This is a genomic window from Ruegeria sp. HKCCD7221 (assembly GCF_013031225.1).
In the GTDB taxonomy this organism is placed as follows: domain Bacteria; phylum Pseudomonadota; class Alphaproteobacteria; order Rhodobacterales; family Rhodobacteraceae; genus Ruegeria.
The window spans coordinates 83,030-108,170 of the sequence record NZ_WPZE01000002.1 but is presented as its reverse complement, the minus strand read 5'-3'; the positions used below and the strand labels follow the sequence as shown (position 1 = coordinate 108,170).

Below are 25,141 nucleotides of genomic sequence, written 5' to 3'. Positions count from 1 at the left end.
TCGTTTCCATGAATTCGGGGCTGTTGCGTCATAGCGCAGGCGGGGCTGCGCCTCAACGACAATACGTTTTCACCTTTCGTCGCGGTTGGGGGATTTGTAAGGTCGCCACCGGAAGACGCCAAAAGGGGGCCGCTTTTGTCCACAGTCACGCCAATGATGGCGCAATATCTTGAGATCAAAGAGGCCCATTCAGACGCCCTGCTGTTCTACCGCATGGGTGATTTCTACGAGATGTTTTTCCAGGACGCGGTGAATGCCGCCGAGGCGCTGGACATCGCCCTGACCAAACGCGGCAAGCACAATGGCGAGGATATCCCCATGTGCGGCGTTCCCGTTCATGCGGCCGAGGGCTATCTGCTGACCCTGATCCGCAAAGGCTTTCGCGTGGCTGTGTGCGAGCAGATGGAAAGCCCGGCCGAAGCCAAGAAAAGAGGCTCTAAATCAGTGGTTCGGCGGGATGTTGTGCGTCTGGTGACGCCCGGCACACTGACCGAGGACGCCCTGCTAGAGGCCCGTCGCCACAATTTTCTGGCCGCCTACGCCGAGGTTCGTGATGAAGCCGCGCTGGCCTGGGCCGATATTTCGACCGGAGCGTTCCACGTGATGCCTTTGACCTCGATCAGGCTTAGCCCCGAACTGGCGCGGCTTGCTCCGTCCGAGCTGATCGTGGGCGACGGGATGGAGCAGGCGTTAAATGAAACCGTCCGCGATCTGGGCATTTCGCTGACCCCGATCGGACGCGCCAGTTTCGACAGCACTGCGGCGGAAAAACGCATCTGCGGGTTGTTTCACGTGGGCGCTTTGGATGCGTTCGGGTCATTTGGGCGCGCCGAAGTGTCGGCCATGGGCGCGCTGGTCGACTATCTTGAGATCACGCAAAAGGGCAAACTGCCCCTGCTGCAAACGCCGCTCAAGGAATCCGAGGACCGCGTGGTGCAGATCGACGCCGCCACGCGCCGGAATCTGGAGCTGACCCGGTCGCTCTCCGGTGGGCGCGCCGGATCACTGCTGTCAGTGGTTGACCGTACCGTAACCCCGGGTGGTGCCCGGCTGCTGGAACAGCGTCTGTCCAGCCCGTCCCGCAATCTGGACGTGATCCACGCCCGGTTGGACGCGGTAAGTTTTGCCGCCGAAGACAGCCTGACCACCTCGGACTTGCGCGAGATCCTGCGCAAAACCCCTGATTTGGACCGTGCCCTGTCGCGCCTGTCATTGGAGCGCGGAGGCCCCCGCGATCTGGCTGCCATTCGCAATGGGCTGACACAGGCGTCGGCAATCGCTGATTTGTGCGAAGGTCAGGATCTTCCGGTCCTGCTGGCGACCGCAGTACAAAACCTTGTCGGCTTTGATGATCTACTGAACCTGCTGGACGAGGCGCTTGTTGCTGAACCACCCTTGCTTGCGCGCGATGGTGGCTTCATCGCCCCCGGTTTCGACGCCGAACTGGACGAAGCGCGCACGCTGCGCGACGAAGGTCGATCCGTCATAGCCGGGTTTCAGCAAAAATACGCAGAGCACACGGGCATCACATCGTTGAAGATCAAGCACAACAACGTGCTGGGCTACTTCATCGAAACCACGGCCACTCATGCCGAAAAAATGCTGAACCTACCGTTCAGTGAAACCTACATCCATCGTCAGACCACTGCGAACCAAGTCCGGTTCACCACGGTAGAACTGTCCGAGATCGAAACCCGCATCCTGAACGCCGGAAATCTGGCTTTGGAAATCGAAAAGCGGCTCTATCAAAGGCTGTCTAGCGAAATTCTGGCCTTCGCGGCCCGCCTCAATCAAGCGGCCAGAGGGTTGGCCGAACTGGACCTGACCACAGCTCTCGCTAATCTGGCGCGCGAAGAAAACTGGTGCCGTCCGCAGGTCGACAATTCGCGTGCATTCGGCATTAAAGGGGGTCGCCACCCGGTTGTAGAACACGCGCTCCGCCAGCAATCAGGCGATGCCTTCATAGCCAACGACTGCGACCTGAGCGCCGATCAAGGGGCCGCGATCTGGCTGCTGACTGGTCCCAACATGGCCGGTAAATCAACCTTCCTGCGCCAAAATGCCCTGATCGCCCTGCTGGCCCAAATGGGCAGTTACGTTCCCGCCGAACGGGCCCATGTCGGCTTAGTTAGCCAACTTTTCAGCCGAGTAGGAGCGTCAGACGATCTGGCGCGGGGGCGTTCGACTTTCATGGTCGAAATGGTGGAAACCGCCGCAATCCTCAATCAGGCCGACGACCGCGCGCTGGTGATCCTCGACGAAATCGGGCGCGGCACCGCCACCTATGACGGCCTCTCCATCGCTTGGGCCACACTGGAACATCTGCACGCCGCCAACCAATGCCGCGCGCTGTTTGCCACCCACTACCACGAACTCACCGCCTTAGCCGGAAAACTCGAAAGCGTCGACAACGCCACTGTCGCCGTCAAAGAATGGGAGGGCGAAGTCATCTTCCTGCACGAGGTTCACAAAGGCGCCGCCGACCGATCTTATGGCGTGCAGGTCGCGCAATTGGCCGGGCTTCCCGCATCCGTAGTCGACCGTGCCCGCGTCGTGCTGGACCAATTGGAAAAAACTGAACGTGAAGGCGGAAAGCAAAAGGCATTGATCGACGATCTCCCCCTATTCTCAGCCGCATCACCCCCGCCGCCGCCCGCGCCAAAAACCTCACCAGTCACGAATATGCTGGACGACATCCTGCCCGATGAACTGACACCCCGCGAAGCGCTCGACCTGATCTACAAACTGAAAGAGGTGGCCAAGTCCTGACCACCCCTTCTTCTGTTCAAAAATACTTCCGCCGGAGGCTTGGCCTCGCAGAGGTCAATCAGCTTGCAGGTGTTGAAGAAACGCCCACCTGCGCCGGACGCAGCAAACGGTCGTGCAGCATGAACCCCTCAGCCGAGACCTGAATGATATCGCCAGCCTTGGTGCCCGGAACAGGGGCCTCGAACATGGCTTCGTGAAGATTGGGATCAAACCGGTCGCCGACTTCGGGTGTGATCACCTCGATCCCGTGTTTCTGGAACACGTTCGTCAGTGCGCGCATGGTCAGCTCGACACCTTCGATCAAACCGGCAGCAACCTCTTTCTGCTCGTCGGTTGCGGCCTCAAGCGCACGTTTCATGTTGTCATATACCGGCAGCATATCGCGCGCCAGCTTGGACCCGCCATACTGCTCTGCATCCCGACGCGCTTTGTCGCCCCGTTTGCGCGCGTTTTCAGCATCAGCCAGTGCGCGCATGAACTTGTCCTTGAAATCATCACGCTCAGCGCGCAGGGCATCAATTTCCAGCGCCTCTTCACTGATTTCAGCAAACTCCTCGGCCAACTCTTCTGCCTCGGCTGTTGCGATATCGTCCAGAAAATCTTCGTTTTTGGGTTCCGCCATCTCTTACCCTCTAGCTCCGGTCGGAAATAAGCTTGCCGACCAGTTGCGCCGTATAATCCACGATCGGCACGATCCGTCCATAGTTGAGTCGTGTGGGTCCAATAACCCCGACCGCACCGATTATCTTTCGATCAGCGTTCATATATGGAGACACCACCAAAGAGGAACCCGAAAGTGAGAAAAGTTTGTTCTCAGAGCCGATAAAAATGCGTACACCCTCGCCTTCCTCGGTCAATTCAAGGAATTCGGCAATATCGCGCTTACGTTCCAGGTCATCAAACAAGGTGCGGATTCGATTCAGCTCTTCCGTTTGACCGGGTTCATTCAGCAGATTCGCGCGCCCACGCACAATCAATCGCGCTGAATCGCCTCCGTCTCCGTCCCAGGCGGCCATGCCGCTCTCGATCATCTCGCGCGCCAGTACGTCGATTTCCTGCTTACGGGCGTCAATCTGCGTCTGCATCTGCCGGCGGACTTCGCTTAGCGTTCGCCCCTCGATCAGCGCGTTCAGAAAATTCGCGGCCTCTCGCATCGAACTGGGTGTCTGTCCCGGCGGAGGAGTAAACAGCCGGTTTTCGACAGTTCCATCAGCAAAGACCAGCACGACAAGGGCGCGGTCATGAGCCAGAGAAACAAACTCGATATGCTTGATCTCGGATTCCTGTTTGGGCGTCAAAACCAATGAGGCACCATGGGTGACATGTGACAAAGCCGATCCCACACGATCCAGCATACCGCCCACATCGCCTGCGTTAGAGCCTAAAGTCTCATCCAATTTCTGTCGATCATCCGCCCCCAGATCGCCGACCTCAAGCAGCCCGTCGACAAACATCCGCAGTCCTTGCTGCGTAGGAATCCGGCCCGCGCTGACATGGGGGCTGTCCAACAGGCCCAGAAATTCCAGATCCTGCATCACATTGCGCACGGTCGCGGCGCTGACTTTTTCCGACAAGGTGCGGGTCAGGGTGCGGCTGCCCACCGGTTCTCCGCTATCCAAATAGCTTTCGACGATCAGCCGGAAAACCTCACGCGACCGGTCGTTCATCTCGTTCAGAATTTTGCTCGCTTCGCTCATCGGCGGTCCCCTGCTGGATCATCATTAAATCGCAGGCAAATGAAAGGTCAATCGGGGTTGCATCGTAGCGCCACGGGGCGGTATCCCCAACCCAGCAAACAAAGGATTTTCCATGCGACCCTCAGGACGTAATCTAGACGAAATGCGCGCTGTTTCCATCGAGACAGGTTTCACCAAACATGCCGAAGGTTCCTGCCTGATTAAAATGGGCGATACCCATGTGCTGTGTACCGCCACGATCGAGGACCGCGTGCCGCCCTTCATCAAAGGCTCGGGCCTGGGTTGGGTGACAGCGGAATACGGGATGCTGCCCCGCGCAACCAACACACGGATGCGGCGTGAAGCGGCAAGCGGCAAACAAGGTGGCCGCACCGTGGAAATCCAGCGCCTGATCGGCCGGGCGCTACGCGCTGGTGTCGACCGGGTTGCTTTGGGCGAACGTCAGATCACCGTCGATTGTGACGTGATCCAGGCCGATGGCGGCACGCGCTGCGCTTCGATCACCGGGGGCTGGGTCGCGCTGCGTCTGGCTGTGAACAAGCTGATGAAAGCGGGTGATGTAATTTCTGATCCGCTGGTCGATCCCGTCGCTGCTGTGTCCTGCGGCATCTACGCGGGTCAGCCAGTTCTAGATCTGGACTACCCCGAAGACAGCGAAGCAGGCGTTGATGGCAACTTCATCATGACCGGCTCGGGCAAACTGATCGAAGTGCAGATGAACGCTGAAGGTTCCGTCTTTAGCCGCGCGCAGATGGATCAGCTGATGGATCTGGCCGAAAAAGGCGTCGGTGAACTGGCCGCCGCGCAAAAGGCCGCCACCGCATGACCCGCAAGTTCGACGGTGACAGGCTGCTGGTCGCCACGCATAATAAAGGCAAGCTTGAGGAGATGGCGCATCTGCTTGAGCCCTTTGGCGTGACCGTGGTCGGAGCGGCAGAGATGAACCTGCCCGAACCGGACGAGACCGAGGATACATTCGTCGGCAATGCACGCATCAAGGCGCACGCCGCCGCCAAGGCCACCGGCCTGCCTGCCCTGTCGGACGATTCAGGGATTACCATTGATGCGTTGGACGGCGCGCCTGGTGTTTACACCGCCGATTGGGCTGAAACCGGTAATGGCCGCGATTTCCTGATGGCAATGACCCGCGCGCATGATGAGCTGGAAGCAAAAGACGCCCCACACCCCCGCGCCGCTCAATTCCGATGCACTCTGGTACTGGCCTGGCCCGACGGTCACGACGAAGTGTTCGAGGGTATAGCCCCGGGCCATCTTGTCTGGCCGATCCGGGGTAAAGACGGGTTCGGTTATGACCCGATGTTTGTCCCTGACGGCCACGATATTACGTTTGCCGAAATGGATCGCTGGGAAAAGAACAAGATCAGCCATCGCGGCCGCGCGGTTGAGATGTTCGTGAAGGGCTGTTTTGGCGGATGATTGGCGCAACGGGGGCTTTGGCCTGTATGTGCATTGGCCCTTTTGCGAGGCCAAATGCCCCTATTGCGACTTCAATAGCCATGTTTCCAGAAATATTAATCAAAAACAATGGCTTAACAGCTATTTAGGCGAATTGCGACGCTCCGCCCTGGAAACGCCAGATCGGGTGCTAAATACGATCTTTTTTGGCGGTGGTACGCCGTCCTTAATGCATCCAGACTCCGTAGCCGCCATTATTGATGAGGCCCGAAGCCTGTGGCGACCCGCCAATGACATGGAAATCACGCTTGAGGCCAATCCCGGTTCGGTTGAGGCCGGGCGGTTTGCTGCCTATCGCGACGCTGGGGTCAACCGGATCTCGATGGGTGTACAGGCGCTGAATGACGATGACCTACGCAGATTAGGTCGAATCCACACGGTCGCTGAAGCACAGGCAGCGTTTGATATCGCCAGAACTTGCTTTGACAGAGTCAGCTTTGACTTGATCTACGCCCGCCAGCACCAATCCTTGGCCGCTTGGCGTGCTGAACTGACCCAAGCTTTGTCCATGGCCGTCGACCACCTGTCCTTGTATCAACTGACCATCGAAGACGGCACCGCTTTCGGCGACAGATATGCCGTTGGGAAATTGCGCGGCCTGCCCGAGGATGACAGCGCGGCCGACATGTATCTTGCAACACAAGAAATTTGCGAAGCCCACGGCCTGCCTGCTTACGAGGTATCTAATCACGCCCGACCGGGGGCAGAATCCCGGCACAATCTGATTTATTGGCGCTATGGCGATTACGTTGGCATCGGTCCCGGTGCCCATGGCCGAATAACGCTTGGCGATAGAAAACTGGCGACTGAAACCCACCTGATGCCGAACACTTGGCTGGACGCTGTGCATAACGGCAGTGGAGAGCGGGAAAGAACCGAGCTTTCAAATCAGGATCAAGCAGTTGAATACCTGATGATGTGCCTAAGGCTAAAAGAAGGTCTATATATAGATCGTTATGAAGCCTTGTCTGGTTCTTCATTGCCGCAAGCAAAATTGGACGATCTGAGTGCCATCGGTATGATCGAACAGGTAAACGGACGGGTCATCGCCACCAAAGATGGGCGTGCAGTATTGAACTCCATCATTCGCGAATTGTTGGGATAAGACATGCAATACGTCTGGGCGGCATTGGGATTGTTGAGCGTTGCACTTGCCGTCGTCGGCATCGCCCTTCCATTGCTACCGACCGTTCCGTTCCTGCTGTTGGCCGCTTTTTTCTTTGCACGCTCGTCTTCCCGGCTTCACAACTGGCTGATCACGCACCGGGTCTTTGGCCCGATGATCCTGGATTGGCAGAGTTCCGGTGCCATCCGTCCCGCAGCAAAAAAGGCGGCAACCCTCTCGATTGCCGCCGTTTTTGGAATTTCGATTATTCTCTCGGTCCCGAATTATGTGTTGGCAATTCAGGCGATTGTCTTGGGGGGTGTTCTAACCTTTATCTGGACCCGGCCTAGCGGCTGAGCTTTGCACAAAGATCGTCAAGCTGGTCCAGATTTTCATATGTCAGAACAACCTGCCCGGTTTCTGTCCCAGACTTGTGGTTGATGGTCACTTTCATCGCCAAGATAGCAGAGAGGTCTTTTTCAAGCGCCCGCGTATCGGCGTCTTTACCTGCATCCAGATTTCTGGATTTCGGCGTAGCTTTAACCGGGTCGGCCTGCTCTTTTTTAACAAGCGCTTCGGTTGCACGAACCGACAATCCGTCGCGTACCACGATCTTCGCCAATTCAGAGGGGTTGCTTGACGTAATCAACGCCCTTGCATGCCCTGCAGAAAGCTTACCTTCGACCACCAATTGCTGAACATCCATCGGCAACGACAGCAAACGAAGAAGATTCGCAATGTGACTGCGGCTTTTGCCAAGGGCCTCGGCCAGCTTTTCCTGCGTGTGCCCGAAACGATCCATAAGCTGCTTGTATCCAGCCGCTTCTTCGACAGCATTCAAGTCAGCTCTTTGAATATTCTCAATAATCGCAACTTCCAACACTTCGGTATCGTCGAAATCACGAACAATGACAGGAATATCATGCAGTTGCGCCATTTGCGCAGCACGCCAGCGGCGCTCACCCGCGACGATCTCATAGTCGCCTTCCGCAATCTCGCGGACGATCAGCGGCTGAATAATACCCTTTTCCTTAACCGAAGCAGCAAGTTCATCCAGTTGTTCACGCGAAAAGGTACGGCGCGGCTGATTTGGGTTTGCATGAAGTTTTTCGATCGGAACCTTCATGTCCGCACGCCTTGGTTCAGATGGGCGCAACCCTTCTGTTTCCTGCGTTACGTCGGCCATCAAAGCCGATAGACCGCGGCCCAATCCCCTAGGTTTTGTTTTCTTAGCTGCCACTGGACCCTCCTACTGCCACTTATGCGGCTTTCTTGTTCTTGTGCATGACTTCGCGCGCCAAATGCCGATATGCCATCGCCCCCAGAGATCCGGAATCATATTGAAGTACAGGCAATGCGTAAGACGGCGCCTCACTGACCCGCACATTTCTGGGTATTTTGGTTTTAAATACCATCTCGCCCAGATTGTCACGCGCGTCTTTTTCGACCTGACGGGACAAGTTGTTGCGGTTGTCATACATCGTCAACACAACACCTTCGATCCGCAGGTCCGGATTGGCAGTTTGGCGGACCTCGCGAATAGTCAGCATCAACTGGGACAAACCTTCCAACGCGAAGAACTCACTCTGCAATGGAACAAGCACAGAATGCGCCGCGACCATCGCATTGACGGTCAACAAATTAAGGGACGGTGGACAATCAATCAGGACATAGTCCAGCTTGAACTGGTCAACTGACGTTTGCCGCAGCGCGTCGTGCAGCAGATAGCTTCGCTTTTCGTTGGAAATAAGCTCAATATCGGCTGAACTCAGGTCGACTGTGGCAGGAACCACGTACAAGCCGCCAATTTCAGTCTCCTGAATGACGGCTTCCAATGGGGCGTCGTCCAATATCAGGTCGTAGGTTGTCCAATCCCTGTCTTCAACGCCCAGACCTGTTGACGCGTTGCCCTGAGGATCCAAATCAACCACAAGAACGCGGCATCCGGCTTCGGCCAATCCCGCTGCAAGATTTATCGCAGTCGTCGTCTTCCCAACCCCACCCTTCTGATTGGCTACCGCAATAATCCGGGGCCCTGAGGGACGAGACAGATCAACCACGTGATACTCCTTTGATTTTAAGGATAACGGCCTGAGGTTCAGTTAAACTTGTAATCGGCTCGGCTTGGAAATTCCATTCCTTGCGCGCGTCTTCCAGTTCTTTTTTCCACGTTGCGCCTTTCGGCAACAGAGCCGTTCCAGAACTGCCTAAATGCCTGTCACAAAAGGACAATAAGACCGTCAGATCTGCCAAAGCACGGGCAGATAAGACATCCGCATCCAAGGGATTCACGGTTTCGATTCGTCTGGAAACAACGGAACACTTTGCACCACATTCCCGCGCCACTGTTCGCAAAAAGGCGGATTTCCTTTGATCACTTTCCACAAAAGTGAACTGCGCATTCGGGTTCTCTTCTATTGCCATGATCGCGCAAACCATTCCGGGGAACCCACCCCCGCTTCCCAAGTCCGCCCAATTCTGAAAGAATTCAGTGCAACGATATACCTGGATAGAATCTTTTATGTGTCGCGTCCAAATTTCGGGCAGGCTATTTCGGGAAACCAGGTTAATTTTCGGATTCCATCGCTTTACCAGCTCAACATATTTGGCCAAACGCTCAAATGTTTCACGTGAAACATCCAAATCGCCAAATTGCACGTCACTCATGCCTTGCGGACCTTTTGTTCACGACGCAGTTTCGCTAGAACAAGCGTCAAAGCGGCCGGAGTAACTCCTTCAACGCGACTAGCTTGCGCTATATTCTCTGGTCGCGCATTCGACAACTTTTGCTTCATCTCTGAAGACAAGCCATCCAGAGCGAAATAGTCGAAATCCCTTGGAATTTCATGAGATTCGTCGCGCTTCATAGCTTCGACGTCCCTTTGCTGGCGCGCAATGTAGTTTGCGTACAGGGCATCCCTTTCAACCTGCTTCTGGATTTCAGGATCTGTATCCCCCAAGCTTGGAACCAGTGGTATAAGATCCCCAAACGAAACATCCGGGAATGCGAGAATAGCCATCCCATTTCGCCTATTTCCGTCCTGATTGACGCTGATACCAACTGATCGCATGTCTTTTGGGGTATAGGTCCTGTCCATCAGAATGGATTTTACCGCCGTCAATTTTTCCATCTTGTCGGAAAAGTGGCGCTCTCTAACGTCCCCTACGCAACCGATTTTCAAGCCAATCGGTGTTAACCTTTGATCTGCATTATCTGCGCGTAACGACAGTCTGAATTCCGCACGGGACGTAAACATACGGTAAGGTTCTGCTACTCCGCGCGTCGTCAAATCGTCTATCATTACACCGATATAGCTATCTGCACGCGTGAAATGAACCGGATCCCGATCAAATGAAAACAAGGCGGCATTCAAACCGGCGACCAAACCCTGTGCCGCGGCTTCCTCGTATCCAGTGGTACCGTTAATCTGCCCCGCAAGATATAGGCCCGAGATTTCCGGAACGGACAGGGATGAAGTTAAAACGCGCGGATCTACATAATCATATTCAATCGCGTAACCCGGTTGCAGTATTTCTGTATTCTCTAGCCCCTTAATGGACCGGACATATTGAAGTTGAACATCCTGGGGAAGCGATGTCGAAATCCCATTCGGGTAGATCGTATGATCATTAACACCTTCAGGCTCAAGGAATATCTGATGAGAGTCCTTATCGGCAAACCTGACTATTTTATCCTCAATTGAAGGGCAATACCTTGGGCCAACCCCATCAATATGCCCCCCGTACATTGCTGAACGGCTTAGGTTTTTCTCAATAATTTCATGCGTTCGCGCATTTGTATGCGTTATACCGCAAGAAATTTGGGGGGCCACAACAGACTTAGACAGAAATGAAAATAATGTAGGTTCATCATCTCCATCCTGGCGCTCCAGATCGGACCAGTCGATCGTGCGGCCATCAAGTCGGGGCGGAGTACCTGTTTTCAATCTTCCCAACGGAAGCTGAAAACTGTCTAAGCGTTGCGCCAATTTAACTGACGGATTGTCCCCCATTCTTCCGCCAGGGCGGGAAACGTCTCCAATATGTATCACACCCCGAAGGAACGTACCGGAAGTAAGTATGACTGCCTTGGCTCGAATCTCGGAACCATCTGCCAATCTGACTCCGCGCACGCTCTGCCCTTCCATCAGAAAATCGACAACTTCGCCTACCACAATCGAAAGACGTGGCTGGGCGTCGGTCTCTTTCTGCATCGCTGCGCGATACAACGCGCGGTCCGCCTGTGTCCTCGGCCCTTGAACTGCGGGTCCTTTGCGCCGATTCAACAGACGGAATTGAATTCCGGCTTGATCCGCTACACGGCCCATAACTCCGTCCAGGGCATCAATCTCTCTCACTAGGTGACCTTTTCCAAGGCCTCCAATCGCTGGATTGCATGACATCACCCCGATGTCAGAAGCAGACAAGGTGACAAGCGCCGTTTCCGCCCCCATGCGGGCAGATGCATGTGCAGCCTCGGTTCCGGCATGACCCGCGCCGATAACAACAACATCAAAGTCTGAATGTTTCACGTGAAACACTCCCTATTTTCCCAGACAGAAGCTTGCGAAGATTTCATCCAAAAGATCTTCCACGCCTATTCTACCGACCAATGCCTCTAGCGCACGAATGGCTGTGCGCAATTCTTCGGCAGCGATATCATACAAGTCCGGGCCTGATTCCAGAACAGACATTGCTGCACCCAACGCCTCCTGAGCATTATTGAGCGAAATACGGTGCCTTTCGCGGGTTGCAATACCATAACTTGTGGCACGGCCACCCAATATACGCGATATATCGGAGATCAACTGATCCAAACCCTTACCAGTTTTACCCGATATCCCACCTTCTATATCATCCCTGAGGTCAGCCTTCGGCAAAACCTGAATATCACCGTCGCGCACTGAAACACCCAAAGACATCGGGTCCTCGGTCAGGAATACCCGTAAATCCGCGGCCTCTGCACGTTTAATCGCCAATTCGATTCCAAGGCTTTCAACATGATCTTCGGTTTCGCGAAGCCCGGCTGTGTCCAACAACGTGACTGGCAACCCCTCAAGATCCATTCGGACCTCGATCACATCGCGAGTCGTTCCGGCATATTCCGACGTTATCGCGGCGTCGCGCCCGGCAAGTGCATTCAGTAAGGTGGACTTCCCTGCATTAGGAAGGCCGACAATTGCGACTTCGAACCCTGAGCGAATACGCTCCGCAATCCGAACTCCGTCGGCTTCGCGTTGCACATCAGCCATGACACCAGTGACCAAAGAACGGACTTCGGGCGTAACATCCGTCGGAACCTCTTCGTCAGCGAAATCAATGACAGCTTCCAAAAGGGATGCGGCGCGGATCAGATCACGACGCCAACGTTCTGCAAGGGAACCCAGTTCGCCGGCTAATATTGTCTGTGCCTGTTTGCGCTGCGCTTCGGTTTCGGCATCAATCAAGTCGGCCAAGCCTTCGACCTGCGTCAAATCCATCTTGCCGTTTTCAAGCGCGCGACGCGTGAATTCCCCCGGCTCTGCAAGCCGCAAACCTTCAGTATCGCCAAGACAGCGCATCACCGCATTCACAGATGCCATACTTCCGTGAACCTGCAACTCTGCCACATCTTCACCGGTAAAGCTCGCAGGGGCCTGGAATGTTAGTACCAGTCCCTCATCCAGAATTGAGCCGTCAGTTGCAAACAAGGCGCGCACACGCATGCCACGGGCTGGAAGAGTATCCCTGGTTAATGCAGCCGCTGCGGAATGCGCCAAAGGACCAGAGAGGCGGATGACCGCCACCCCAGCTTTGCCCTGCGCGCTGGCCAAGGCGAATATCGTTTCCATTCGAAGGCCTCGCGTCAGTTAAGACCTGTGTCAGGTGTTCATTGAATCGAAGAACTCGCCATTCGTCTTCGTCTGCTTCAGCTTGGATAGCAGGAACTCGATCGCGTCGGTCGTACCCATCGGGTTGAGGATACGGCGCAGAACGAAAGTTTTGGCCAAATCGCCCTTGTCGACCAGCAAGTCCTCTTTCCGGGTACCGGATTTGAGAATGTCGATGGCCGGGAACACGCGCTTGTCGGCAATTTTGCGATCCAGCACGATTTCCGAGTTACCGGTGCCTTTGAATTCTTCAAAGATCACCTCGTCCATCCGGCTGCCGGTATCGATCAGAGCAGTCGCGATAATGGTCAGAGAACCGCCCTCTTCGATATTCCGCGCGGCACCAAAGAACCGCTTGGGCCGTTGAAGGGCGTTCGCATCAACACCACCTGTCAGAACCTTGCCCGATGATGGTACCACTGTGTTAAACGCCCTACCAAGTCTTGTGATCGAATCGAGAAGAATAACAACATCTCGTTTGTGTTCGACCAGACGCTTGGCTTTTTCGATCACCATTTCCGACACGGCCACGTGGCGCGTTGCGGGTTCATCAAAGGTCGAGGATACAACCTCACCCTTTACCGAACGCTGCATGTCGGTCACCTCTTCCGGGCGTTCGTCAATCAGCAAGACGATCAGATAACATTCGGGGTGGTTCTGCTCGATCGAGTGCGCGATGTTCTGCAAGATCACTGTCTTACCCGTCCGCGGGGGCGCCACGATCAACGACCGCTGGCCCTTACCAATCGGTGCCACAAGGTCGATGACACGAGCAGATTTATCCTTGATGGTAGGATCCTCGATCTCCATCTTCAGACGCTCTTCTGGATACAAGGGCGTCAGGTTGTCGAACAGGATCTTGTGCTTGGCCTTCTCGGGCTCTTCAAAATTGATCTTAGTAACCTTGATCAGCGCAAAATAGCGTTCGTTGTCATCAGGTGCCTTGATCTCACCTTCAACCGTGTCGCCGGTACGAAGCGAATGCTGGCGGATCATGTCGGGTGAAACATAGATGTCGTCTGGACCTGGCAGATAGTTCGCCTCGGGCGAGCGCAGGAAGCCGAACCCGTCCTGCAAAACTTCCAGAACGCCGTCACCACCGACGGTCCAACCCTCATCCGCGCGTTCGCGCAGAATCTGGAACATCATCTCGCCTTTACGCATGGTCGAGGCGTTCTCGATCTCCAGCTCTTCGGCCATTGCCAGAAGGTCTTTGGGGCTTTTGGCCTTAAGGTCGGCCAGATTCAGAGTTTCATTGGACATGATACAAACCTTCACCGCTGTCAGCGCGGCACGAAGTGGAATTTCAGTACGGAAGATACGCCGCCCGGACGGGCGTGTTGACCCCTACATAAGCGTGGCTTCAGGTGGAGTCAAACCACCTGTCTGACCCTTACGCGCAAAAGTGCCCTCAGAACTTCAGAATGACCGCCAGAACGATGATCACCATCAAAACGGTCGGAACCTCGTTCATCATGCGATACTGCCGCCCAGTGAGCTTATTTTGCCTCTCAAGGAAGTCTTTGCGCCGAGCCATCAGCCAATGATGAAACCAGGTCATACCAATCACGGATACGCCTTTGACCCAAGGCCATGCAAAATCCCAACCGACGATACCCGGTGTAAACACCATGATCAGGCCACAGACCCAAGCCACAATCATTGCGGGGCGCATGATCACACGCAGCAGCTTTTCTTCCATTTCAAAGAAGATTGCCTCAGCCCTTTCGACAGTCTGTGCTTTTTCGACGTGATAAACGAATAGTCTGGGCAAATAGAACAGGCCCGCCATCCACGAGATCACTGCCATGATGTGAAGAGACTTCACCCATGGGTAAATCGTGAAAAGAAAATCCGTCATCTTGGCTCCGAAGATTACTCGGAACCCTCCCTAATAAAAAAATAAGAAAAGAAAAAGGAAGATGGTTTTGTAGGGTGAACAAAATCAGTGGATTACTTTTTTACACATCTGTTTTCCCCAAGTGGATAGAATCCGGTTTAGATACGGTGATTCTGTTGAGGGAATAAATCCCACAACAATTACAGTATGTTATATATTAACCGAGTATGAATTGCTGGGGATAAGTCTTTGGGTAACCTTGGAAAACCGGGTTATTCCTGTTCTTGGACTTATCCTTGTCCCTGCTGGATACCATTCGGGCGAATCCGGGAAGTTTGGCGTGAAATTCCCGGGCTTGCGTGTCAACTGGAAAACCATACAAACCATCCCGGAACAGTTAACGGTTTACTCAAGGGGTTTTCCACATGTCTGTCCCCATCATTCTGGCCTCTGGGTCGTCGATACGAGCGCAGCTTCTCAGGAACGCGGGCGTGCCTTTCACCGTGCAAACCGCGCGCGTGGATGAAGAGACAGCCAAACGGGCATTGCTAGCTGAGGATGCAAGCCCGCGCGATATTGCGGATACGCTGGCCGAAATGAAAGCACGCAAAGTCAGTGACAAATTTCCGGGTGCAATGGTGCTGGGCTGCGATCAGGTGCTGGATTTCGACGGTCGGTTGCTGTCCAAACCCGAAACGCCAACGGATGCACTGTCGCAACTCAGGGCGATGCGTGGCAAGCGACATATGCTGCTGTCTGCCGCTGTGATTTATCAAGACGGGGAACCCATCTGGCGACATGTGGGTCAGGTTCGATTGCGGATGCGGATGAGCTCGGACGCATATCTGCGAGATTATGTTGATCGCAACTGGGACAGTATCCGGCACGCAGTCGGGGCATATAAATTGGAGGAAGAAGGCGTGCGTCTGTTCGCAACCATTGACGGAGACTATTTTAACGTCTTGGGTATGCCCCTATTAGAGCTGTTGAATTTTCTGGCGGTCAAAGGGGTGATTGATCAATGAGTGAAGACCGTACTCCTCTGGCAGGTGTGATTGGACACCCGGTTGCGCATTCAAAATCCCCGACCCTTCATGGACATTGGTTAAAATCCTATGGTCTGGCTGGGCACTATATTCCAATGGATGTTGCCCCGGATGATCTTGAAGTTGTCCTGCGCAGCTTACCTAAGGCTGGGTTTGTAGGGGCAAATGTAACGGTACCCCATAAAGAAGCGGCCTTGCGATTGGCGGATAACGTATCGGATCGGGCGCAGAAAATCGGTGCTGCGAACACGCTGGTCTTTCGTGAAGATGGCACGATCCATGCCGACAATACCGATGGCTACGGATTCATGGAAAACCTGCGCAGTGGGGCACCGGATTGGACGCCGGGCGATGGTCCGGCCGTGGTGTTTGGCGCTGGCGGAGCTGCGCGCGCCGTTTTGCAAGCATTGGTCGAGGCCGGAGTGCCTAAGATCATGCTGACCAACCGAACACGGACCCGGGCGGATAAGCTGAAAGAGGAATTCGGACAAACCATCACCGTTGTCGATTGGGTGCAGGCCGGAAATGTGGTCGAAGATGCCGAGCTGGTGGTCAATACGACGTCACTTGGGATGCAAGGGCAGCTTGAGCTGCGGGTCCCTTTGGATGGGTTGCAGCCGGGTGCTGTTGTTACTGATTTGGTCTATGCGCCGCTGAAAACCCATCTTTTGCAAACGGCCGAAGAAGCCGGATGCACGGTCGTGGATGGGTTGGGTATGCTGCTGCATCAGGCCGTTCCTGGATTTGAAAGCTGGTTCGGGGTGCGGCCCGAGGTGAATCTGGATTTGCGCGCGGCTGTTTTGTCATGAGTTTCGCGCTGGGTCTGACCGGCTCGATCGGGATGGGGAAAAGCACGACGGCCCAGATGTTCGTCGATGAAGACTGTGCGCTATGGGATGCGGATGCCGCGGTACATAGACTCTATTCAAGGGGTGGAGCGGCTGTTGAACCGATGCAGACGGCTTTTCCGGATGCAATTGTTGATGGCGCTGTCTGTCGTGATGCGCTGAAACGGATCATTGCGCGGGACGTATCCGCCTTAAAACAGATCGAGGAGATTGTTCACCCGCTGGTGGCGGCGGATCGGGCTGCGTTTCGGCAAAACGCGACCGCGGATATACTGGTTTTTGACATCCCTTTGTTGTTTGAAACCGGGGGTCATGTAGCGATGGACGCCGTGGCCTGTGTTTCGGTACCTGCCGATGAACAAAAACGCCGGGTGATGGATCGCGGCACGATGTCCGATGCGCAGTTTGAACAAATCCGCGCCAAGCAGATGCCGAACGAAGAAAAATGCGCCCGGTCAGATTTTGTGATCGTGACAGACAGTCTGGACCATGCCCGCGCACAGGTGCAGGATGTGGTCAAACAGATACGAGCGGGGCTGGCAGATGCGTGAGATTGTACTCGACACCGAAACCACGGGGTTCGATCCAGAAAGCGGTGACCGGATCGTGGAAATCGGTGCGGTTGAACTGTGGAACCACGTCGCCACAGGCGAAACCTATCACGTCTATATCAACCCCGAGCGCTCTATGCCTGAAGAAGCCTTTGGTGTGCATGGCATTGGCCCGGATCTGCTGGATAACCCGCGCCCGCCGGAAAAGGGTGAGGTGACGCTGAAGGACAAGCCGGTTTTCGCCAAGGTCGGTCAGGGATTTCGCGATTTCATCAAGGATTCGAAACTGGTCATTCACAATGCCTCGTTCGATATGAAATTCCTGAACGCCGAACTGAAATGGATGGGTCTGCCTCCGATCCCGATGGATCAGGCGATGGACACGCTGGCCATCGCGCGCAAACGCTTTCCCGGCTCACCTGCTTCTTTGGATGCGTTGTGCCGCCGGTTCAATATCGACAACTCGAACCGAACACTGCACGGGGCGCTGCTCGACTCCGAGATTTTGGCCGAGGTTTATCTGGAACTGATCGGGGGGCGACAGCCGGATTTCGGATTGTCGACCGCGGCGTCCTCATCTGCGGGTGGTGCCGAGGAATGGCGCCCAACAGCGCGCCCAAATGCGCTTACGTCCCGTATTACCGAAGACGAACGCGCCGCGCATGATGCTTTCGTGGAAAAACTGGGCGAAAACGCATTGTGGACCCGCGCCTGAGAAACATCCCGGCGCGGGTCCGGAGCTTTAGGCTTCGGTTTTCTGGGCTTCGGCCTGACGACGCATCAGTTCGTTGCGGTACAGGCTGACAAAGTCGATGTTGTCCAGATTTACCGGCGGGTAACCACCGTCGCGGGTCACATCGCTGACGATACGGCGCAGGAACGGGAACAGCATCCGGGGGCATTCGATCATCAGGAACGGATGCAGCTGATCTTCGGCAACACCTTCCACGTGGAACAGGCCGCAATAGTCCAGCTCACACAGGAACAGGATGTCTTCCAGACCCTTGGCCTTGGACTTGAGGTTCAGCTTGATCGACACTTCGTACTGATGGTCTGCCGGGCGCTTTTTCGCATCCAGATTGACCTGTACGGAAATCTCGGGCTGAACGTCGCCCGATACGCCCTTTTGGGCCATCACGTTTTCAAAAGACAGGTCACGGATGAATTGTCCCAGAACGCGCATCTGGATTTGCGGGGCGGCCTGGGCCGCGGTGTTTTCTTTGGCGTCTTCTTCGGCCATGGATCTACTCCGAAAATAAAATTCGTCACTGCTTAACAAGTTGGGGCAGACACCTCAATGCAGGTCACGGCCCTTCGACCCATTTCGAAGGCTTTGATGGGTCCTGACGCGGGCGAACTTCGGTAAATTCGCCGTCAATCACGTCGTCTTGTTGAAACGGATCAGGCCCGGAGCGAAATTGCGCGCCGGTTCCCATCTGAAACTGCGTGATGGTGGCTTTGGATTTAAGGTACCGGAATACAGCAACCCGGACGCCGGGAATTAGCAAAGCAAAACCAACGGCATCGGTGAAAAACCCCGGCGTCAGTAGCAAAACGCCCGACAGCAGGATCATTGCGCCATGGGCCAGCGGCTCGGTCGGGTCGTCCAGTTCAGCAAAGGAACGTTGCAGGTTTTCCAGCGCCATGCGACCTTGTGTCCGTACCAAAACAGTGCCCAGAACGGCTGTCAGGACTACAATGGCAAGCGTTGGCCACAGGCCGATCAAGCCGCCAACCTGAATGAACAGAGCGATCTCGATGATCGGGACCAATAAAAAAGCCAAGAACAGATACATTTGCGCTATCCTTTACAGCAGGGCGGACTGTGGACTTGCCGCCTTGTGTCACCTACATAGTGGCTTGAGGCCGCGTACACAAAGTCCCGGCACTGAAAAGAGAATGAAATGAGCGACAACCCAATGATCCAGTTGCTGGTCCTGGCCGGAATTGCCGTTTTCCTGATCCTTCGCTTGAAAAGCGTTCTGGGCACGCGTGAGGGGTTTGAAAAACCCCCGGTTCAGCAGCAACCAGAGGCGCACAAGTCGCGCCGCGACTTCGAGGTGATCGAAGGCGGCCCGGATCACGACATCACCGACCACGTCGCCGAAGACAGCGAACAGGCGCAAACTCTGACTGCGATGAAGCGGGTCGAGCCCAGCTTTTCTGTCAGTGAGTTCGTTCAGGGTGCGCGTGGCGCTTATGAGATGATCGTCATGGGGTTTGAAAAGGGCAATCTGGATGAAATACAGCCCTTCCTGTCCGAAGAGGTGTTCGACACGTTCGTATCCGTAGTCGCTGCCCGCGAAGATCAAGGTCTTACGATCGAGGCTGAATTTATTGGCGTGCGCGAGACATCCTTGGCAGATGTGAAGTTCGACAAGGATACCAACCAGGCCGAGATCACCATGAAGTTTGTTGGTGAGCTGACCTCGGTCGTGCGTGATCGCGGCGGGGACATCATCGAAGGCAACCCCAACACCGTCAAACGCCAGAAGGACAGCTGGACCTTTGCCCGCGTCATGGGCGCGGACGATCCGAACTGGCTGCTTGTCGCCACGGACGCATGATTGCTGCGCTTCGGTCGTTATTGCTGGGGGCTGTGATGGCAACCTCTGTCAGCGCCGAAGCGACGCGTTCCATACTGACCTTTGACGATCTAGATGGCTGGGCCGAGGATGACCACGGCGCAGCCCTTTCGGTTTTTCTGAATACATGCGGTGATCTGGACGACCCTGACTGGCGTGCGCTGTGCGCCGTTGCCCGGGCCTATGAATCTGACGCTGCCCGATTGTTCTTTGAGCTGTTCTTCCGTCCTGTTCTGGTCGAAGACGGCAAAGATGCCCTATTTACCGGCTATTTCGAGCCCGAGCTGGATGGATCTCTAACCCGATCCGAACGTTTCAGATATCCGATTTACAAGATGCCGCCGGAAGCTCGCGCCGAAGGTCCGTGGCTGAGCCGCCGCGAAATTCTGACCGGCGACAGCATGACCGGCCGGGGTCTGGAGATTGCCTGGGTCGATGACCCGGTGGAATTGTTCTTTTTACAGATTCAGGGCTCTGGCCGTATTCGTCTGCCGGATGGGGGCGCGGTGCGCGTTGGGTATGGCGGGGCGAACGGCCACCCCTATCGATCTATCGGGTCGGAACTGATCCGTCGCGGAGCGTTGGGTGCGCATCAGGTCAGCGCGCAGATGATCCGGGCTTGGGTGCGTAAAAACCCCGAAGCGGGTGCCGAACTGCTGTTCCACAATCCGTCATATGTGTTCTTCCGCGAAGTAAACCGCGTCGCGCCAGAATTGGGTCCCTTGGGCGCAATGAATCGGTCTGTCACCACACTGCGCAGCATTGCCGCTGATCCGGCCTATACGCCTTTGGGCGCGCCGGTTTGGGTTGAGAAAAACGGCAAAACACCGCTACGCCGATTGATGATCGCGCAGGACACAGGCGCCGCCATCAAGGGCGCCCAACGTGCAGACATCTTTTTTGGCACCGGGGATGAAGCCGGGGAAGCTGCCGGTCGATTAAAGGATTCGGGTCGAATGGTGCTTTTGCTGCCGATTCAACGCGCTTATGCGCTGTTGCCGGATGAGTTCTGATGACACGCCGTAAACTGACCGCGGAAGAGATTGAGCTGTGGCGCAAGGTGACCAATCAGGCCGAGCGCCTGCATCCCGAAGTGCCGCAAACTGTGCACCCGACGACGTTGCCCAAACCCAAGCCAACCAAAACGCCCAGGGTGCGGATTGAGCGGTTCGAGGTCGGGCAGAACGCCTTGGGAAAACCTGCGCGCAACGCGTTGAAGCCCACGGTCACAGAAAGCCTGCGCGCGACGCCGGTCCAGATGGATACCAAGGCTTTCAGCCGCATGAAACGGGGCAAGCTGAAGCCAGAGGGCAAGCTGGACTTGCATGGAATGCGCGTGGATACGGCGCATCCAACATTGATCCGGTTCATTCTGTTAGCGCAAGCATCAGGCAAACGTCTGGTTTTGGTCGTAACCGGAAAGGGCAAGGACCGTGATGAGCCCGGCCCCATTCCCACGCCGCGCGGTGTGTTGCGCAATCAAGTGCCGCAATGGTTATCTCTGCCACCCTTGGCGCAGGCTGTTCTGCAAGTGACACCTGCCCATGTCAGCCATGGCGGTGACGGGGCCTATTACGTGTATTTGCGCCGCGTTCGTTAAAGGGTTTGAGCGGCTCTTGCGATGCCAATGCGGGCAAGGACACTGACCAGTACGAAAAAGCCTCCGATCCACAGAAACTGGATGTCCAGCGGCACACCCAGATCAATCATCACGCCGGTCAACCCCGGCCCGATGGCTGATCCCAGAACCATGACCGCCGTTGCCATCGCCTTGATCGCGCCGATATGCCGGGTGCCATAGAATTCGGCCCAGAACGCGCTGGGCAGGGTGCTGTTGGCACCAACTGTCAGCGCCAGAAACATCAAGGCCAGCGTTGCGCCCCCGATCGACGATGTCATCCCCACGATCCCAAACCCAACGGCCATAGGCAGTTGATAAAACGGCATGATCCTAGCCGTGCCCCATTTATCCAGCGCCCAACCCGCCGCAAACATCGACAACATGGAAACGCTGGTGAAAATCGGAAACAGGGCAACCAGTTCGATATGTTGCCAGCCCTTCGAGCCCGCCAGATGAACCTGATGAAAGAAAAAGGCGGTGATAAAAGCAGACGGGCCCAGCAAGGCCGGTGCCATGAACCAGAACAGCGGATGAAAGATCGCTTCTTTCCGGGTCCAGTTACGACCTTCCATTCCCGTTGCCGAATATTCGCTGGACAGGCTTTGCGGGGTTCTTTCCTGACGAAGCAGCCGTAGCAGCGCAGGGATCCCCAAAAGGGTGACACACGCGGCAATCACCCAAAGCCACCGCCAGTCCAAGAAGGCCATGGCAGCCACAAAAGTGACCGGCAGCAACGCTTCGCCCACCGAGAAACCCACCGACGCGATCGCCAGCGCCTTGCCCCGTGTGGCAGTGAACCATCTGGCCATTGCCACCATCGCCAAGTGGGTGCTCATCCCCTGCCCAAACAGACGCAACAGAAACACCACAACAGGCAGCAAGGCAAGCCAGGCGTTCACCGCCATCGCCAACGCTGCCAGTGCCAGACCTGCCAGAACCGCGGGGCCCAGAACCCTTACTCGAAAGATGTCGGTCAGCCCTCCGGCCCAGATCATCACGACGGCCGATATGGTGGTTCCAAGAGAATACAAACCGCCCCACGCGCCATGACTCAGACCAAAAGCGGCGCGGATTTCCCCAGAAAAGATCGAAATGAAAAAGGTCTGCCCAAAGCTGGACATGAAGGTCAGCAAGACTCCGGCACTTAACCATGTTGCATTGTCCCGAAGATATTGCCCCAACCGGAACCGCGTCACGGAGAGCTGACCCGCGCCTGCCCCGTTTCGCTTAGAACGATTTCAGTTGCACCCGTCGGGTTGCGAACGCTGTTGGGGGCGATCACATCAAATCCGCGACCGTCCGGGTCGAAGGTTCGGCTCACCCTTCGGGCGGAATTGATGATGGCCAAAAGCGCGGGCGACGTCGCGGCCACGAAATGCGAGGAATCCGCATCCTTGTTGAACGCCGTCGTGTCCAGAATGCTGATCTTGTAATCCGCCAATGCATCAACGGAACTGATATTGCCAAGGCGCTCACCTTGAGTGGTGCCGCGCAGCCGGGCCGAAATGTTCAACAGTTTGTCTTTCTGCGACACCATCACGATGAAAGGGTCCGGTGGCGTTTTGATCGTATCCATTTGCGACCGGAACAGATCGACATCCAGATCGGGGGCAATCAGTACGACACCTTCGATATTTTTGCTGGCCCAACCGGGTTCGCGCAATTCGGCCTGTCGCATCATCTCCATCGTCAGGGCCGTACCCATGGAATGCGCCACAAGAATAACGCGCCTTACACCCATTGCCTTAAGCTGTCGCACAGTCTGCTCCAACCCGTCGCGCGCGAACAGCATACTGTCCAGATCATAGGCATATCCGGCACCACGGGCCTGGCTGGGCCAGGAATACACCATGATTGCACCGGGGATGTTGATGTCACGGCTTAGCTGGGCCGCGCGGAACGTGGTCTCGAACTGGGTTGTGTTATAGCCATGGATAAAGATGGACACCTCATCCTTGCCCCCCAATCGCGCCTTCATCTCACTTGGCCCTTGCAACTCATCCACACCGGCCATGACGAATTGCTTCTCGGGGTTCGGATTGGCATATGAAAAATCAAGGGTCCCGGGTGTGTGATTGGGCGGGATCGAAACCGTCATTTCCAGATATTGCAACGCCTCGCCCCGCTTAAATCCATAAGAACCGTCCGGCTCTCGCGCACGCGTTGTCGTTGCAAAAACGGTTTCAGGGCTTCCGACGGACAGCGCAGTTGGCACCGTCTCGGATATCGTACGGTCGACACAGGCGGTTAGAGGCACCGCCAGCAGGAAAATGAAAAAATAGCGCAGCAAAGGATTGGTCCTCGGGGCAATATGCGCCCACGCTATCTGATTTTCGCCTCAGGTCCAGCAGTGCCGTACAGAATGACCGGCGGAAACCGGCTGGACCTATTACAAGACGTAACGGCTAAGGTCTGTGGACTTGGTCAGTTCACCCAGATTGTCATCGACAAATTGCGCATTCACTGTGATCTCGGCCCCGGCCTGATCTGGGGCGGTGAAGGACAGTTCTTCGAACACACGCTCCATCACCGTGTACAAACGCCGCGCACCGATGTTTTCGACGCTTTGGTTCACGTCCGCCGCGATTTTAGCCAAGGCCGCGATGCCATCGTCGGTGAAGCTGACCGTGACCTCTTCGGTGCCCATCAGGGCGGTGTACTGGCGGGTCAGGGCGTTGTCTGTCTCGGTCAGGATACGCACGAAATCCTCTTCGGTCAGCGCGCGCAGTTCAACCCGGATCGGCAGACGGCCCTGCAATTCCGGCAACAGGTCCGAGGGTTTGGCGATGTGGAACGCGCCCGAAGCGATAAACAGGATATGGTCGGTTTTGACCGCACCGTGTTTGGTGCTGACAGTTGTGCCCTCAATCAGGGGAAGCAGGTCGCGCTGTACCCCTTCCCGGCTGACGTCGCCGCCGCGTGCATCTGATCGCGCGCAGACCTTGTCGATCTCATCCAGAAAAACGATGCCATTCTGTTCGACCGATTCCAAAGCCACGCGGTTGACGGTTTCATCATCCAGCAGCTTGTCGGCCTCTTCCCCGATCAGCGCGTCATAGCTTTCGGCGACAGTCATCTTCTTTTTGACGGTCCGCCCACCGAACGCCTTGCCGAAGATGTCGCCCAGATTCATCATACCCATCTGGCTGCCGGGTTGACCGGGAATGTCGAACATCGGCATTGGGTTCGCGCTGTCGGACAACTCCAACTCGATCACCGTATCATCCAGCTCGCCCGCTTTCAGTTTCTTGCGGAACATCTCGCGCGTGCCTTCCCGGGCATCGGTACCGGCGATGGCTTCGATCACGCGATCTTCGGCGGCCTGATGCGCCTTGGCTTTGACGTCCTCGCGCATGAATTCGCGGGTCTGGATTATCGCGGCATCTGCCAGATCACGCACGATCTGTTCCACGTCGCGCCCGACATACCCAACTTCGGTAAACTTGGTGGCTTCGACCTTGATGAATGGCGCGCGGGCGAGTTTCGCCAGTCGGCGGCTGATCTCGGTCTTGCCAACACCGGTGGGGCCGATCATCAGGATGTTTTTCGGATACACTTCATCCCGAATGTCATCGGTCAGTTGCTTGCGCCGCCAGCGGTTGCGCAGCGCGACGGCGACTGCGCGTTTGGCATCCTTCTGCCCGATAATGAAACGGTCCAGTTCCGAGACAATCTCGCGCGGGGTCAGGTCGGTCAAGGCGCAGTCCTTTCGGTCGGCATATGGAAACTTGGG

Annotated in this window: 26 protein-coding genes; 12 read left to right on the top strand and 14 right to left on the bottom strand. The window is 55.8% G+C overall.

What is annotated here, in order from left to right; all coding sequences use genetic code 11:
* Window positions 1-153: 153 nt before the first annotated feature.
* On the top strand, window positions 154-2,769 hold the full coding sequence (mutS, locus tag GOX73_RS06160; RefSeq protein ID WP_171124649.1) for a DNA mismatch repair protein MutS: 2,616 nt from the start codon (window positions 154-156) through the stop codon (window positions 2,767-2,769).
* A 58-nt stretch (window positions 2,770-2,827) separates the two neighbouring features.
* Here the strand turns inward: mutS and GOX73_RS06155 are convergent, their stop codons facing one another.
* Both GOX73_RS06155 and hrcA read right to left on the bottom strand, forming a co-directional pair.
* Window positions 2,828-3,391: a nucleotide exchange factor GrpE gene (locus GOX73_RS06155; RefSeq protein ID WP_171123804.1), complete on the bottom strand. Its 564-nt coding sequence runs from the start codon at window positions 3,389-3,391 to the stop codon at window positions 2,828-2,830.
* 10 nt (window positions 3,392-3,401) lie between these two features.
* Window positions 3,402-4,466 (bottom strand): heat-inducible transcriptional repressor HrcA, encoded by a 1,065-nt coding sequence (hrcA, locus tag GOX73_RS06150; RefSeq protein WP_171123802.1) that lies wholly within the window; start codon window positions 4,464-4,466, stop codon window positions 3,402-3,404.
* Between the two features lie 112 nt (window positions 4,467-4,578).
* Between hrcA and rph the strand changes: the two genes are divergently transcribed.
* The 4 genes from rph to GOX73_RS06130 are packed head-to-tail and all read left to right on the top strand — an operon-like array spanning window position 4,579 to window position 7,404.
* Complete coding sequence (gene rph / locus GOX73_RS06145) at window positions 4,579-5,292, top strand: ribonuclease PH (RefSeq protein ID WP_171123800.1); 714 nt, start codon at window positions 4,579-4,581, stop codon at window positions 5,290-5,292.
* Window positions 5,289-5,903: an RdgB/HAM1 family non-canonical purine NTP pyrophosphatase gene (gene rdgB, locus GOX73_RS06140; RefSeq protein WP_171123799.1), complete on the top strand. Its 615-nt coding sequence runs from the start codon at window positions 5,289-5,291 to the stop codon at window positions 5,901-5,903. The genes rph and rdgB overlap by 4 nt, the downstream gene beginning before the upstream one ends.
* Window positions 5,893-7,047, top strand: coding sequence for a radical SAM family heme chaperone HemW (gene hemW / locus GOX73_RS06135; RefSeq protein WP_171123797.1), 1,155 nt, complete (start codon window positions 5,893-5,895; stop codon window positions 7,045-7,047). Before rdgB ends, hemW begins: the two co-directional genes overlap by 11 nt.
* 3 nt (window positions 7,048-7,050) lie before the next feature.
* Window positions 7,051-7,404, top strand: a complete 354-nt coding sequence (locus tag GOX73_RS06130) for a YbaN family protein (protein ID WP_171123795.1) — start codon at window positions 7,051-7,053, stop codon at window positions 7,402-7,404.
* Here GOX73_RS06130 and GOX73_RS06125 read toward each other — a convergent pair.
* The 7 genes from GOX73_RS06125 to GOX73_RS06095 form a co-directional block, all read right to left on the bottom strand.
* The gene (locus GOX73_RS06125; RefSeq protein WP_171123793.1) at window positions 7,394-8,287 is read right to left on the bottom strand and encodes a ParB/RepB/Spo0J family partition protein; all 894 of its coding nucleotides are present in this window, start codon (window positions 8,285-8,287) and stop codon (window positions 7,394-7,396) included. The genes GOX73_RS06130 and GOX73_RS06125 overlap by 11 nt on opposite strands.
* Window positions 8,288-8,306: 19 nt before the next feature.
* The gene (locus GOX73_RS06120; protein ID WP_171123791.1) at window positions 8,307-9,107 is read right to left on the bottom strand and encodes a ParA family protein; all 801 of its coding nucleotides are present in this window, start codon (window positions 9,105-9,107) and stop codon (window positions 8,307-8,309) included.
* Entirely contained in the window at window positions 9,100-9,714 is a 615-nt protein-coding gene (gene rsmG, locus GOX73_RS06115) for a 16S rRNA (guanine(527)-N(7))-methyltransferase RsmG (protein WP_171123790.1), read from the bottom strand. Before rsmG ends, GOX73_RS06120 begins: the two co-directional genes overlap by 8 nt.
* Window positions 9,711-11,579, bottom strand: coding sequence for a tRNA uridine-5-carboxymethylaminomethyl(34) synthesis enzyme MnmG (mnmG, locus tag GOX73_RS06110; protein ID WP_171134823.1), 1,869 nt, complete (start codon window positions 11,577-11,579; stop codon window positions 9,711-9,713). The genes rsmG and mnmG overlap by 4 nt, the downstream gene beginning before the upstream one ends.
* A 12-nt stretch (window positions 11,580-11,591) precedes the next feature.
* The gene (gene mnmE, locus GOX73_RS06105) at window positions 11,592-12,878 is read right to left on the bottom strand and encodes a tRNA uridine-5-carboxymethylaminomethyl(34) synthesis GTPase MnmE (protein WP_171123786.1); all 1,287 of its coding nucleotides are present in this window, start codon (window positions 12,876-12,878) and stop codon (window positions 11,592-11,594) included.
* A gap of 30 nt (window positions 12,879-12,908) precedes the next feature.
* Complete coding sequence (rho, locus tag GOX73_RS06100; protein ID WP_171123784.1) at window positions 12,909-14,180, bottom strand: transcription termination factor Rho; 1,272 nt, start codon at window positions 14,178-14,180, stop codon at window positions 12,909-12,911.
* Between the two features lie 148 nt (window positions 14,181-14,328).
* The gene (locus GOX73_RS06095) at window positions 14,329-14,778 is read right to left on the bottom strand and encodes a CopD family protein (protein ID WP_171123782.1); all 450 of its coding nucleotides are present in this window, start codon (window positions 14,776-14,778) and stop codon (window positions 14,329-14,331) included.
* A 404-nt stretch (window positions 14,779-15,182) separates the two neighbouring features.
* On the opposite strand from GOX73_RS06095, the gene GOX73_RS06090 reads away from it, so the two are divergent.
* From GOX73_RS06090 to dnaQ, 4 genes are read left to right on the top strand one after another with little or no spacing between them, the layout of a single operon-like run.
* Complete coding sequence (locus GOX73_RS06090; protein WP_171123780.1) at window positions 15,183-15,782, top strand: nucleoside triphosphate pyrophosphatase; 600 nt, start codon at window positions 15,183-15,185, stop codon at window positions 15,780-15,782.
* A complete protein-coding gene (locus GOX73_RS06085; RefSeq protein WP_171123778.1) occupies window positions 15,779-16,612 on the top strand; it encodes a shikimate dehydrogenase in 834 nt (277 codons plus the stop codon). Before GOX73_RS06090 ends, GOX73_RS06085 begins: the two co-directional genes overlap by 4 nt.
* Complete coding sequence (gene coaE / locus GOX73_RS06080) at window positions 16,609-17,202, top strand: dephospho-CoA kinase (protein ID WP_171123776.1); 594 nt, start codon at window positions 16,609-16,611, stop codon at window positions 17,200-17,202. Before GOX73_RS06085 ends, coaE begins: the two co-directional genes overlap by 4 nt.
* Entirely contained in the window at window positions 17,195-17,917 is a 723-nt protein-coding gene (dnaQ, locus tag GOX73_RS06075) for a DNA polymerase III subunit epsilon (RefSeq protein ID WP_171123774.1), read from the top strand. Before coaE ends, dnaQ begins: the two co-directional genes overlap by 8 nt.
* A gap of 27 nt (window positions 17,918-17,944) precedes the next feature.
* On the opposite strand, the gene secB is transcribed toward dnaQ, so the two are convergent.
* Window positions 17,945-18,442: a protein-export chaperone SecB gene (gene secB, locus GOX73_RS06070; RefSeq protein WP_171123773.1), complete on the bottom strand. Its 498-nt coding sequence runs from the start codon at window positions 18,440-18,442 to the stop codon at window positions 17,945-17,947.
* A gap of 64 nt (window positions 18,443-18,506) precedes the next feature.
* Window positions 18,507-18,998 carry an FxsA family protein gene (locus GOX73_RS06065; protein ID WP_171123770.1) on the bottom strand — a complete coding sequence of 164 codons (492 nt, stop codon included), beginning with the start codon at window positions 18,996-18,998 and terminating at the stop codon, window positions 18,507-18,509.
* Between the two features lie 108 nt (window positions 18,999-19,106).
* Between GOX73_RS06065 and GOX73_RS06060 the strand changes: the two genes are divergently transcribed.
* The 3 genes from GOX73_RS06060 to GOX73_RS06050 are packed head-to-tail and all read left to right on the top strand — an operon-like array spanning window position 19,107 to window position 21,387.
* Complete coding sequence (locus GOX73_RS06060; RefSeq protein ID WP_171123768.1) at window positions 19,107-19,769, top strand: Tim44/TimA family putative adaptor protein; 663 nt, start codon at window positions 19,107-19,109, stop codon at window positions 19,767-19,769.
* Window positions 19,766-20,800 carry a murein transglycosylase A gene (locus GOX73_RS06055; RefSeq protein WP_171123766.1) on the top strand — a complete coding sequence of 345 codons (1,035 nt, stop codon included), beginning with the start codon at window positions 19,766-19,768 and terminating at the stop codon, window positions 20,798-20,800. The genes GOX73_RS06060 and GOX73_RS06055 overlap by 4 nt, the downstream gene beginning before the upstream one ends.
* Window positions 20,800-21,387 carry a Smr/MutS family protein gene (locus GOX73_RS06050; protein ID WP_171123764.1) on the top strand — a complete coding sequence of 196 codons (588 nt, stop codon included), beginning with the start codon at window positions 20,800-20,802 and terminating at the stop codon, window positions 21,385-21,387. Before GOX73_RS06055 ends, GOX73_RS06050 begins: the two co-directional genes overlap by 1 nt.
* Here the strand turns inward: GOX73_RS06050 and GOX73_RS06045 are convergent.
* The 3 genes from GOX73_RS06045 to hslU form a co-directional block, all read right to left on the bottom strand.
* Window positions 21,384-22,604: an MFS transporter gene (locus GOX73_RS06045; protein WP_371808572.1), complete on the bottom strand. Its 1,221-nt coding sequence runs from the start codon at window positions 22,602-22,604 to the stop codon at window positions 21,384-21,386. The two genes, GOX73_RS06050 and GOX73_RS06045, sit on opposite strands and share 4 nt — an antisense overlap.
* Entirely contained in the window at window positions 22,601-23,698 is a 1,098-nt protein-coding gene (locus GOX73_RS06040) for an alpha/beta hydrolase (RefSeq protein WP_171123762.1), read from the bottom strand. The genes GOX73_RS06045 and GOX73_RS06040 overlap by 4 nt, the downstream gene beginning before the upstream one ends.
* Before the next feature lie 99 nt (window positions 23,699-23,797).
* Window positions 23,798-25,105 carry an ATP-dependent protease ATPase subunit HslU gene (gene hslU / locus GOX73_RS06035; protein WP_171123760.1) on the bottom strand — a complete coding sequence of 436 codons (1,308 nt, stop codon included), beginning with the start codon at window positions 25,103-25,105 and terminating at the stop codon, window positions 23,798-23,800.
* Window positions 25,106-25,141: the final 36 nt, after the last annotated feature.